Source organism: Protofrankia sp. CiP1_Cm_nod3 (assembly GCF_982290655.1).
Genome location: NZ_CEVIVD010000013.1, coordinates 26,529 through 38,111 on the forward strand (window position 1 = coordinate 26,529; position 11,583 = coordinate 38,111).

General features: G+C 72.6%; 10 protein-coding genes. 8 read left to right on the forward strand and 2 right to left on the reverse strand.

Annotated elements, in window-relative coordinates; genetic code table 11:
- The 3 genes from AC5LUJ_RS04940 to AC5LUJ_RS04950 form a co-directional block, all read left to right on the forward strand.
- On the forward strand, positions 1-734 hold a 734-nt coding region (locus AC5LUJ_RS04940; protein WP_493464526.1), incomplete at its 5' end, for an NUDIX hydrolase.
- A gap of 353 nt (positions 735-1,087) precedes the next feature.
- On the forward strand, positions 1,088-1,564 hold the full coding sequence (locus AC5LUJ_RS04945) for a cupredoxin domain-containing protein (RefSeq protein WP_250286068.1): 477 nt from the start codon (positions 1,088-1,090) through the stop codon (positions 1,562-1,564).
- 20 nt (positions 1,565-1,584) lie between these two features.
- Entirely contained in the window at positions 1,585-2,769 is a 1,185-nt protein-coding gene (locus AC5LUJ_RS04950; protein WP_250286069.1) for a MarP family serine protease, read from the forward strand.
- 79 nt (positions 2,770-2,848) lie between these two features.
- Here the strand turns inward: AC5LUJ_RS04950 and AC5LUJ_RS04955 are convergent, their stop codons facing one another.
- Positions 2,849-3,763 (reverse strand): alpha/beta fold hydrolase, encoded by a 915-nt coding sequence (locus AC5LUJ_RS04955; RefSeq protein WP_250286075.1) that lies wholly within the window; start codon positions 3,761-3,763, stop codon positions 2,849-2,851.
- A 193-nt stretch (positions 3,764-3,956) separates the two neighbouring features.
- A complete protein-coding gene (locus tag AC5LUJ_RS04960) occupies positions 3,957-4,454 on the reverse strand; it encodes a phage holin family protein (protein WP_250286070.1) in 498 nt (165 codons plus the stop codon).
- A gap of 529 nt (positions 4,455-4,983) precedes the next feature.
- Between AC5LUJ_RS04960 and AC5LUJ_RS04965 the strand changes: the two genes are divergently transcribed.
- The 5 genes from AC5LUJ_RS04965 to AC5LUJ_RS04985 all read left to right on the forward strand — a co-directional run bounded on the left by AC5LUJ_RS04965 (position 4,984) and on the right by AC5LUJ_RS04985 (position 11,378).
- Positions 4,984-6,213: a Fic family protein gene (locus AC5LUJ_RS04965; protein ID WP_250286071.1), complete on the forward strand. Its 1,230-nt coding sequence runs from the start codon at positions 4,984-4,986 to the stop codon at positions 6,211-6,213.
- Positions 6,214-6,794: 581 nt separating this feature from the next.
- A complete protein-coding gene (gene ssd, locus AC5LUJ_RS04970) occupies positions 6,795-7,910 on the forward strand; it encodes a septum site-determining protein Ssd (protein ID WP_250286072.1) in 1,116 nt (371 codons plus the stop codon).
- Positions 7,907-9,325: a TadA family conjugal transfer-associated ATPase gene (locus AC5LUJ_RS04975; protein WP_250286073.1), complete on the forward strand. Its 1,419-nt coding sequence runs from the start codon at positions 7,907-7,909 to the stop codon at positions 9,323-9,325. The genes ssd and AC5LUJ_RS04975 overlap by 4 nt, the downstream gene beginning before the upstream one ends.
- Positions 9,326-9,516: 191 nt before the next feature.
- A complete protein-coding gene (locus tag AC5LUJ_RS04980; protein WP_493464527.1) occupies positions 9,517-10,335 on the forward strand; it encodes a type II secretion system F family protein in 819 nt (272 codons plus the stop codon).
- Positions 10,332-11,378 (forward strand): type II secretion system F family protein, encoded by a 1,047-nt coding sequence (locus AC5LUJ_RS04985; RefSeq protein ID WP_250287036.1) that lies wholly within the window; start codon positions 10,332-10,334, stop codon positions 11,376-11,378. The genes AC5LUJ_RS04980 and AC5LUJ_RS04985 overlap by 4 nt, the downstream gene beginning before the upstream one ends.
- The last annotated feature ends 205 nt before the right edge of the window (positions 11,379-11,583 follow it).

Here is an 11,583-nt window from a genome sequence, read left to right on the forward strand (position 1 = left end):
GAACGGACAGCCTGGCCGGGGCCGGCGTGCCCGCCTGGCTCGCGGGCCTGGCGACGGCCCTGCGCACCGCCCATCCCGACCAGCTTTCCTGGACCGGGCTGCACGCGGCCGACGGGCGTCCCGCGGCCGTCCTCATGCTGGTCGGCGACGGCCCCCAGGGGCCCGACATCCTGCTCATCGAACGTGCGGCGAGCCTGCGCAGCCACGCCGGCCAGTCGGCCTTCCCCGGCGGGGCGACCGACCCCACCGACACCTCCCCGGCCGCGACCGCGCTGCGGGAGGCCAGGGAGGAGGTCGGCCTCGACCCGACCGGCGTGCGGCTCCTGGCCACCGGCCCCGCCCTCTACATACCGCCGAGCCACTTCCTGGTGACGCCGGTGCTGGGGTGGTGGCACACACCGTGCCCGGTCGCGCCGGTGGACCCGAGCGAGACGTCCGCGGTCGTCCGGGTACCGATCACCCACCTGGCCGACCCGGCGAACCGGCTGCAGGTCCGTCATCGCAGGACGGGCGCGCTGGGACCGGCCTTCCGCGTCCAGGAGATGTTCATCTGGGGCTTCACCGGCGGGCTGATCGACGCGCTGCTGCGGATGGGCGGCTGGGAGCGCCTCTGGCTGCCCGCCGAACAGGTCGAGTCGCCGGTGACGGGCACCCCGCCGGCACCCACGGTGGACGCCCGGCCGGCGTCCACCTGCCCCGGCCGGGCCTCGGAGCCGACGGACGACTCCGGATGAACCACCCGGACGCACACGCAGCGTCACAACCGTTCGTGGAGACCGCCGGAACCGCAGGCCCGCTCCGGGTGAGCCGCCCCGCGGGCGGTACCGTCAGCCCGGCCGGTGACCAGTCGGGACCTCGGCCCACCGGACGGGCCTCGGCCCACCGGGCGGGCTGCGCGGGCCGAAGTCCCCGGTGCTCCCCGCGACCCACCCAGCTCCACGGACAGATCGATGACAGATCCGCGCCCGGCCCGGACACCAGGGACGACAGTGTTCTTAAGCGGACGGCCCTTAAGCGGACGGCCCTTAAACGGACGGCCCTTAAACGGACGGCCGTCGGCGAAGGGCGACAAGGACCGGAGGCAGCAATGAGCGTAATGACCGGCCCGGATGCTCTCCCGGGCCTGGCGCCCAGCGCCGGCAGGCCGGGCCGCCGTCGAACGGCCCGCCCGGGCACGCTGGCCCTCATGCTCGCCGTCGTTGTGCTCGGGCTCGGGCTCAGCGGCTGTGGGAGCGACACACCGGCCGGCCCGCCCTCGGCCGCCGCCACCGCCACGCCAAAGATCGAAAATGGCGTCCAGGTCTTCGACGTGGTCGGCACCGCGTCCCTTGAGTTCTCCCCCTCGGCCCTGACGGCCCGGCCTGGGAAGATCCGGGTAAACCTGACGGTGCCGGCGGGCTCCGCCCCGCACAACTTCGTGATCCCGGAGATCCCCGAGGCCCGCACCAGCGTCACTTCGGCAGGCACATCACAGTCGGTCACGTTCACCATCGACAAACCGGGCAGTTACTCGTTCCTCTGCACGATCCATCCGAACATGCACGGCACGCTGACGGTCGGCTAGCGGATACCGGGCAGCCGAAGGTGTTCGACATCCTTGACCTCGTCCTGGTCATCGCTGTGATCGTTTTTGCCGTGTCCGGCTACCGGCAGGGCTTCGTGGTCGGAGCGCTGTCCTTCATCGGGTTCCTCGGCGGCGGCGTCCTCGGCGCGCACATAGCGACACCGTTCGCGGATATGATCAACGCGGAGTCGCAGGGCCCCCTCATCGGCATCCTCGTCGTCCTCGGCCTCGCCCTGATCGGGCAGATCGCCGCCACGGCGCTCGGGGCGGCCCTACGCGACCGGCTCACCTGGCGGCCGGGCCAGACCGTCGACTCGGTGGCTGGCGCGGTGCTCTCCGGTATCTCGGTGCTGCTCGTGGCGTGGCTGCTGGCAACGGCGGTCGACCGGTCCCCGTTCACCACCCTCGCCGAGCACGTCCGCCGCTCCGAGGTCCTGCGGACCGTCGACGCGGCCATGCCGAACGCCGTGCGCGACGCCTTCGCCGACCTGCGCAGGCTCGTCGACCAGAACGGCTTCCCCGAGGTCTTCTCCGGTCTCGGCGGAGGGCAGATCGTGCCGGTCGAACCACCCGACACCACCGCCGAGAACACCCCGGCCGTGCAGGCCGCGGCGAACAGCATCCTGAAGATCCGCGGGATCGCGCCATCGTGCTCCAAGCGGGTCGAAGGCACCGGCTTCGTCTACGCGACGGAACGGGTGATGACGAACGCCCACGTCGTCGCCGGGGTGACCCGGCCCCAGGTCGAGGTGGGCAACAGCACCCTGCCGGCCAGGGTCGTGCTGTTCGACCCCGACACCGACATCGCCGTCCTCTACGTGCCCGGCCTGCGCCGGACGCCGCTGCCCTTCCAGAACAACCCGCCCGGCCGTGCGGGAGACGACGCGATCGTCGCCGGATACCCCCAGGACGGCCCGTACACGACCGCGCCGGCCCGTATCCGCAACCGCCAGACCGCCAGGGCCCCGAACATCTACTCCCAGGGCACGGTGCTCCGTGACATATACGCCGTCCGTGGGCAGGTGCTGCCGGGCAACTCCGGTGGGCCGCTGCTGTCCGAGCAGGGCGCCGTCTACGGCGTGGTGTTCGCCGCCGCCACGAACGACTCGGACACCGGGTACGTGCTGACCAGCGCCGAGGTGGACGACCTGGCCGCCGCCGGTCAGACCACGACCAACGCCGTCAGTACCCGAGGCTGCGACTGACCGGGAGCCGCGACTGGCCGGGAGCCGCAGCCGGCCAGGATCTGTGACCGGACGGGAGCCGCGGCCGGACGGGGTGGCCTCACCGCGCCAGCCAGGAGAGGATCTCCTTGGTGACGACGTCCGGGGCCTCCTCCGGGAGGAAGTGGCCGACCCCGTCCAGCAGCTTCCACTCGTAGGGGCCGCTGACGTAGCGCCCTGAGCCCTGCGCGGTGGACGGGAGCATGAACCTGTCGAGGCGCCCGTGCAGCTGCAGGGTGGGGGCGGACACCGGCTGGCGCAACGCGGCGGCGAAACGGGCCCCGTCCGGCCGGAACAACGACCGGAAGACCCAACGGTGGTACTCCAGCGAGCTGTGCGCGACCCCGGGAATCCGGATCGCCTCGCGATAGCGGGCCTCCGTCTCGGCGTCGGGATAGCCCGGGCCGCCCCACGCCCGCAGCACCTCACCGACATAGGCCGCGTCGTCGGCGACCAGTACCCGCTCCGGGCGCCACGGCAGCTGGAAGGTGATCAGATGCCGGCCGGCGGCACCCTGCCCGCGCAGGTTCGCCAGCATCTCGTGCCGGGTCCGCAGCGGATGCGGCATGGAGAGCACCACCAGCCCGCGCACGAGACGGGGGCACAGCGCCGCGGTCGTCCATCCGGCCAGGCCGCCCCAGTCGTGCCCGACGATCACAGCATCCCGTTCGCCGAGGGCCCGTACCAGCCCGGTGACGTCGTCGGACAGGGTGAAGGCGTCATAGCCACGGGGGGGCTTGTCGCTGGCCCCGTAGCCGCGCAGGTCGGCGGCGACCACCCGGTAGCCGGCAGCGGCGATCCCGGTGAGCTGATGGCGCCAGCCCCACCAGAACTGGGGGAACCCGTGCAGCAGCAGCACCAGCGGGCCCTCGCCAAGCTCGGCCACGTGCAGCCGGGTGCCGTTCGCGGACACGTCACGGTGATGCCACGGGCCATCCACAAGGACGACGCCGGGCTCGGGAACGGCAGCCTCCATCACACGTCAGCATGACAGACAGCCGGTTCGGGACGGCATGTCCGCCGTGCCAGGTGGGCCCGGGGCGTCCGCCGGAGCGCGTCAGCGGACCGGTTCGGCCGGCCGGCCCACCTGCGGCCAGCTCGCCCGCGACCGGTCCGTCTCTGACGAGCCGACTCACTGGCTCAACTGACGAGCCGGCTCGACGAGCGGTTCAGCGGACGGGGACGGTGTCCTCCCGGTGGCTGAGCGGATTCCCGTCGGAACGGTGCGCGCCGGCATGGTTCACGCTGGACCCGACGATCGCCGTCGGGTGCTTCAGCCAGGCGATATCGTCCCTGACCGTCTGCAACGTGCGCTCCGGGGGCGACAGTTTCTTCAGCCGGGTGGCCGCGAGCAGGGCCAGCAGGGATGCGACGAGCACAAAGAGCAGGGCCGTGAGGAAGTACGACCAGAACCGCTCCACGCCGGCCCAGGTGAACAGCTCACCGAGCCCGATCGTGATCGCGATCAGCGCGCCGAACCCGAGGCCGGCCGCGCCGGCCAGGAGCCCGGCGCCGAGCCCGGCGGACACGGCCTGTTTCGACAGCTCCGCCTTCGCCAGATCGATCTCCTGCCGGACGAGTAGTGATATGTCCCGTGTCGCGACGGCGACGAGCTCGCCGAGCGTCGCCTCCCGACCGGCTGAGCGGTCGTGTGTAGGGGTCGGCACCGTTGATCCTCCTTCTGGGCACGGGCTGTCCTCCACCGGCATGGACGTGGCTACCGCCTGACGCTGGGCACAGCGTCACGGGCCGCCTGACAGCGTCCAGGTCACCACATGGTGCCCGATGGCAACAGCTCAACACATCCACCGTTCATCCATGGTCGTCAAGCGCGGTTGCGGAATGTCCGAGACGGCTGTGGGCCTCCCTGTGATCCGCTGTTCCCCGGTTCTGCGACATCCGGGACCGGTACCGCCTCCGGGCTGCTGAAGCGTTCGTTGCTGAGGCGTTCTCTGCGCAGTCTGCCGCGTCCGGCGTCGGCGCGCGGCCCGGATATGTTGTGATGCCCGTACCCGGCCGGTTCGGGCCGTCGCGACCGGGCCTGATGGACGTCGGTGGGCGTGACGACCGAACGAGGATCTTTCCCATCCGCCCCCTTGCCCGGACCGGCCGCGGGCTGCCGGCCTGCGGCGGGCCGGCCGCGGGCCCGTACGCGACCGGATGTCCGTCCGGAGGTGACCCGGTAGCGTACGGACAATGACCGCAGCCACCGGGTCGGATCCGTTCGCTCTTCTCACCGTTCTGCCGGGCGTTCACGACGCGGTCACCGCGGCCCGGTCGTCCGTCGACGCCCTGCTGCGCCACCGGGTCATGCGTCGCGGCAGCGCCGCGGTGACGACCGAGGTGTCGCTGCGGGCCGCTCGGGCATCGGCTGCCCTGGAGGGTCACGACGTCGGCCTGGAGGCCCTGCGCGCGCGCCTGAACCGTGCCCTGCCAGCGGCGACGCCCGGTGCCGGTTCCCCCGCTGGCACCGCTGGCAGCGGTGCCAGCGGCTCGGCCGCCGACGCGAACGAAGGGGCCGGTGGACAGCCGGGTGACGAACCCGCCGGTGGCCTGGCGGGCACAGCCGGGGCCCTTGACATCGACGTCACACTCGGCGCGATCCGGCTTTACGCCGAACTGGGGACGCTGCGCGGCGCCTGGGAGCGGGCACCGCGACAGGCACTCGCCCGGATGCACGTGCTTGTCGCCCGCGGCCTCATCGCGGACATCGACCTCGGCCGGCCAAGAGAGCGGGAGCATCCCACCGCCTCGCCTGCTTCGTCCGCGGACCTCCTGCCCGCGGACGCTTCACCCGCGCCCGTCTCCCACACCGGCCGGCCGGCCGCTTCCGGTTCCAGCGGTCAGGTGGCTTCCGGCGGCTCGCCCACAGCGGTGCCCGCCGGGGGAACGGGCGTCGCGGCCATCGTGGATCCGGCAGACCCCCTCGGTCTGGGGCCGGCGCCCTCGCCTGCCGAGACCGCCGCGCGGCTGAGCGGGCTCACCGAACTGTTGCTGGCCCGGACTTCCGCGCCGGCGATTCTCGTGGCCGCGATCGTGGAAGGCGAACTGCTGACCATCCGCCCGTTCGGTACGTTCGATGGAATCATCGCCCGGGCCGCCGGACGGCTGGTGCTCATCAGCCGCGGTCTCGATCCGAAAGCCGTGACCGCGACGGATGTGGGCCACGTCGAATCCGGCCGTATCACCACCAGCGCGACGGCTATCAGCGACACGACCACCGCTGATATGACCGCCAGAAATGCGGCTACCCGCAATACGGCTACCGGTAACGTGCCCACCGACGGCTATGCCGACGCCGCCCGTGCCTACGCCGGAGCGGGCGCCGAAGGCGTCCGTCGATGGATCATTTATTACGCCCACGCGCTGGAACTGGGTGCCCGTGAATCCCTAGCCATCTGTGAGGCCGTCGTCCGGGCGAACTAAAAGTCAAGAGCCTCGTGACCGCATCCTCCTTACTTGATCGAAAGATTTGATCAATTTTGGATCAGTGCTGCGACCAGCATAAATAACTCAGAGTAATGTAAATTGCACGAGGTTACGCGACCCCGGCCGCCTCTACCAGATACTCGATCACACGGCCTCGCGTCCGGATGGTCACCCAGCATTGACCAGCGACTGTTACGGACGACCATCCAGACCGGCGGCATCATGCTCGCTCTTCCGCGCTCAACTTCCGCACGCGCACTCTTCCGCATTCGGCTTCTGCGGCTCGAGCCACCGAGCCGCGCCTTCACCTCGGGGGCGATCCTACCACGGTCCGGCCGTCGAGCCAGCGGCCCGCCTCAACAGATTAACGGGTCGGTGGATCGGCGTCGGTGGATCGGCGTCGGTGGACTGTCGACGTCATCGACGTAGATCGATCATTACCGGCCCGAAAATCCTTTATTAGAACATATTCGGAGGCTGTGGAGAACGAATTATCCACAGGCCCGATGTGCGTCATGGTGGACGTCCGTCCCCGCTATCCGACGGCTCCCACTATCCGACGACAGAAGGGCCCTGCCATGACATCCGCACCGCCCGTCCCCAGCCTCGCTCCCGAACCCGGGCCGGGTGCCCGGCCGCTGGTCGTCACCGACGAACCGCCGCTGCTCGACGATCTCCTGCGGCTCGCCGCGACGGCCGGAGCCACCGTGGACGCCGTGGCCGACGCCGACCTCGCCCGCCGGTACTGGAACAGCGCCCCGCTCATCCTCGTCGGGGCCGACCGGGTGCCGTCCTGCGTCGCGCTCGGGCTCCCCCGGCGTCCGGGCATCGTGCTGGTCAGCTCCGACCTCGACGACGGCGGGGTGTGGGAGGCCGCGGTCCGGCTCGGCGCCGAGCATGTCGCCTTCCTCCCCGACGCGGAGGACTGGCTGATCGACGTCTTCGTCGACGCCACCGAACCGGACCAGCGGTACGGCACCATGATCGGCGTGGTGGGCGGCCGCGGCGGCGCGGGGGCCACCAGCCTCGCGATCGCGCTGACCCTCGCGTCCCTGCGCCGTGGCCACGACACGGTCCTGGTGGACGCCGACCCGCTCGGCGGCGGCATCGACCTCGCCCTCGGTATCGAGGAGCGGCCCGGGATGCGCTGGCCGGATCTGGTGTCCGCCCACGGCCGGCTGCCACGCCGGGCACTGACCGGGGTGCTGCCCTGCCTCGGGGAACTCCCCGTGCTCTCCTGGGACAGGACCAGCCCGACGGCGATCACACCGTCCGTCATGACCTCGGCCATGGCCAGTGTCCGGCGCGGGAACGATCTGCTGGTGGTCGACCTTCCCCGGTTTCCCGACCTGACCGCGGCCGCGGCCATGCAGATGGCCGAGCTCATCCTTGTGGTCGTGCCGGCCGAGGTCCGCGCAGTCGCCGCCGCCGGCCGGGTGTGCGACACGGTCAACCGGTACTGTGCCGACGTCCGTGTCGTTGTGCGCCTGCCAGGCCCGGCCAGGCTGCAGGCCGATGTCGTCTCCGACGCGCTCGGGCTGCCGGTGGCCGGGACGCTACGGCACGACCAGGGCCTCGCCTCCGGGCTGGAGCGGGGCGAACCGCCGGGCGGCCGGCGCCGCAGCTCGCTGGCCCGGGTCAGCGGCCGGATCCTCGACGACCTCGGCCTGGCCCGTCCGGACGTGGCAGCATGAACGAGTATTCCGCCGCCGAGCGCTCCACGCCCGGGGCCGCGCCATACCACTCCCACGATCACATCACTGTCCAGCGGAGGGGCCCGGAACGCCCCTTGACGATGCCGGCCGCTGTCCCTCCCGGCACCGCTGTCCCTCCCGGCACCGCGGACGCCGCGCACCCTGACGAGGAGCTGCTGGCCGGGATCCGCCGACGGCTGGTCGGCTCCGGCGCCGCGATGACGTCCGCGCGCATCGCGGCGGCCGTCCGGGCCGAAACCGGCCCTGCCGACGGCGACTCGCTGGATCTCTACCGGTCGCTGGAGTCGGAGCTTGTCGGTGCCGGCCCGCTTGAGCCGCTGCTGGCCGACCCCTTCGTCACCGACATCCTGGTCAACGGGCCGGCGGAGGTCTGGGTGGACCGCGGCAGCGGCCTCCAGCGGTGCGGGATCACCTTCCCCGACGACGACGCGGTACGCCGGCTCGCCGTCCGGCTGGCCGCCGCGACCGGCCGGCGCCTGGACGCCGCCACCCCGTTCACCGACGCGCGCCTCGGCGACGGCACCCGCCTGCACGCCGTGCTCGCGCCTGTCGCGGTCACGGGCACCTGCCTGTCCCTGCGGATCCCACGGCCGCGTCCGTTCACCCTGGACGATCTCGTATCGACCGGCACGGTCGCCCCCGCCATGGCCGAGGCACTGGACGCGCTCGTGCGGGGCAGGCTGGCCACCCTGGTCACCGGCGGCACCGGTTCGGGCAAGACGACCATGATGGGCACGCTGCTGGGCCGGGTCGACCCCGCCGACCGGGTCGTGATCGTGGAGGACACCGCCGAGCTCGTCGTGGACCTGGCGCACGTCGTCCGCCTGGAGTCCCGGCCGCCGAACATCGAGGGCGCGGGCGGTATCGACCTGCGGGATCTGGTACGTCAGGCACTGCGGATGCGGCCTGACCGGATCGTCGTCGGCGAGGTCCGCGGCGCCGAGGTCGTGGATCTCCTGGTCGCGCTCAATACTGGTCATGAGGGCGGGCTGAGCACCGTCCACGCGAACGCGGCGGCCGATCTGCCAGCCCGGATGGAGGCGCTTGCCGCGCTCGCGGGCCTGGACCGGACGGCCCTGCACAGCCAGCTCGCCTCGGCGGTGCAGGCCATCGTCCACCTCAGGCGAGATCGTGACGGAATCCGTCGGCTGAGCGAGATCGGCGTGCTCTTCCGCGACCAGAGCGGGCTTGTGCATGTACTGGACGCTCTGTGCCTGCGCCGGCGCCCGCCGTCGCGTGACCCCCGGGACAGCGGGAGCGGCCACGGGGACGGCTACCTGGACACTCCCCAGGTCGTCGTGGCCGGGGCCGGGGCGCGGGTTCTCGACCGGATGCTCGCCGAGCGCGGCGGGCCGCGCCCTGACCTGCTCCGCGCCGCCGCCGGTGGTCGGTGATGCTGGCCGTGGCACTTGCCGCCGGCTGCTGCGCCGGCGCCGCGGCGCTGGCCGCCGGGCCGGTCGGGCGGCGGCCGCCCCGGGTCCGCGCGGCGGCCACGGCATGGCCGGAGCCGAACTGGCAGGGCCGTGGAACCGGTGGCGCGTCAGGCCACAATCCAAACGTTTCTGGTCACCGGCCGAAACCATCGGTGGCCCGGCCGGCCGACCGGTCCTGGCTACCCGTGGCGGTCGCGGCGGCGGGGACGGCCGTCATCGGTGTGCTTCTGGGCCCGGTGGCCGCCGGCACGGGTGTCGTCGGCGCCGTGACGCTCCGACGGGCTCTGTGGCGCGCCGCGGACCAACGGTGGCGCGGTAGGCAGCGGGCAGGCGCGGAGGAGATCATCGCCGCGCTCGCCACCGAGCTCGAGGCCGGCCGGCGGCCCGACGAGGCCCTGCGGGCGGCCGTCGACGACGCCGGCGGGCCGGGCAGGCCTGACGAGCCTGTCGCGCCTGGTCACGACCGGCGGCGCGCGGCCGGCCGGGGCGTACGCATACACGACCCGCTGGCGCTGCGCGTCGCGCTCGCCCACCGGACGGACCCGGCCGTCGCGCTCGCGGCGTGCGAGGCGCCGACGTTGCGTCAGCTTGCGGCCGCATGGCGGGTGAGCCAGCACGCCGGTATCCCGTTGGCCCCGCTGGCGAACAGGCTCGCCGCTGTCGTGCGCGACGAGCGTGAGCGGGACGGCGAGGTCGCCATGGCACTCGCCGGGCCGCGGGCCTCCGGGCGGCTGGTCGCCTCCCTGCCTGTCGCCGGGATCGCGCTTGGCGCGCTGCTCGGCGCCTCGCCGCTGACGGTCCTTCTGGGTACTCGAGCCGGAGCGCTCTGCCTGGTCGTCGGCCTGGCGCTCGACCTCGCCGGCCTGGCCTGGATCAACCGGCTCACCGAGGTGGCCGGTAACCGCGACGCAGGCATGCGCGATCGCAAGGACATCGATCACTCCCAGCAGCTGCAAGGGCTGCCCCGGTGAGCATCCAACCGCTGTGGCAGCCGCTGTGGCAGCCGTCGGTCGCCGACGGGCCGGCGCACACCTCACTCGCGCTGGCCGCTGGAGCCCCGGCCTTCTCCCGCCGCGAGCTCCTGCTCATCATGGCCGCGCTGTGCATGGCGTCCGCGTCCTGGCTGACCGGAACAACAACGCTACGTGACCATGTACAACGTCGTGTCGCCGTCTTCCGCCCGCTTTCCGGCACGGCCCCCGGGCCGACGCGGCGCTCCCTCGAACGGCGGGTAGCGGACGCGCAGGCGGCGGGCACCGGTCATCCGTCCGCAGGCCGGACGGCCGGTGAGCGCATGACCGGTGGATGGCGCCCGAACGTGCGCGGGCCGACGCTGCGACGGGCCGTTCTCAGCGTGGCGGCCGGCCTCGGGCCCGCCGTGGTCCTGCCCGTACCGGCGGGCGTGGTCGTCGGGATCATCGTCGGCACTGTCGCGGCCCGGCTGCTGGCCTCCGCGCCGGATCAGGATGCCCAGCACCGGCAGGCACGTCTCGTCGAGGATCTGCCGCTGGCTCTCGACCTGATCGCGGCCTGCCTGACGGCCGGTGCGCCCATTGTGGCAGCCCTGGGCATCGTGGCCGGCGCTGTCGCTGGCCCGCTCGGAGCGGAGCTGGGCATGGTCAGCCGCGGCCTGCGTCTCGGCGCGTCCATGGCGGAGGCGTGCGGCCGGCTGCTCGGCCCCGGGCCGGGTTCCTCAGGGCCTGCGGCGAACCGGTGGGCCAGGCTCGTCCCGGGCAGGCTCGGCCGACCGGCGGCCACGGCGGAGGCGCACGAGATCGCGGCGTTCGCACGGGCGCTGCACCGCAGCGAGGAATCCGGTGCCCGCCTGGCCGCGACCCTGGAACGGCTGGCGAACCAGACCCGCGTCAGGCGGCAGGAACGCGCGTTGACCGCGGCCCGCCGGGCGGGAGTCATCGCCGTGGCACCACTCGGCCTGTGTTTCCTGCCCGCCTTCATCGCGCTCGGGGTCGTACCGGTCGTGATGGGAGCCGGCTCGGCCCTGACACTGCCATGACCATCGTCTCCACGACCGTGTTACAAAGCCTCTCCCGCCCGCCCGCGCAGGCCTGGGCCACAGGAACTCCGGGGCCGGCCGCAAGGAGGCCAGCCGGGGAAAGGGCGGAAGCGGAGCCGAAGGGACGGCCGCCGCAACCGGCCGGTGCCTGCCCGGCCCGAGAACACCCGCCTTCGCATCAGGCAAGTGGTGGCCGGCCGGCCTG

What these genes read in the sequence shown, in the direction of transcription:
- AC5LUJ_RS04945 (WP_250286068.1), top strand. Translation starts at nt 1,088, where the DNA reads ATGAGCGTAATGACCGGCCCGGATGCTCTCCCGGGCCTGGCGCCCAGC.
- AC5LUJ_RS04955 (WP_250286075.1), bottom strand. Translation starts at nt 3,763, where the DNA reads ATGGAGGCTGCCGTTCCCGAGCCCGGCGTCGTCCTTGTGGATGGCCCG.
- AC5LUJ_RS04965 (WP_250286071.1), top strand. Translation starts at nt 4,984, where the DNA reads ATGACCGCAGCCACCGGGTCGGATCCGTTCGCTCTTCTCACCGTTCTG.
- ssd (WP_250286072.1), top strand. Translation starts at nt 6,795, where the DNA reads ATGACATCCGCACCGCCCGTCCCCAGCCTCGCTCCCGAACCCGGGCCG.
- AC5LUJ_RS04975 (WP_250286073.1), top strand. Translation starts at nt 7,907, where the DNA reads ATGAACGAGTATTCCGCCGCCGAGCGCTCCACGCCCGGGGCCGCGCCA.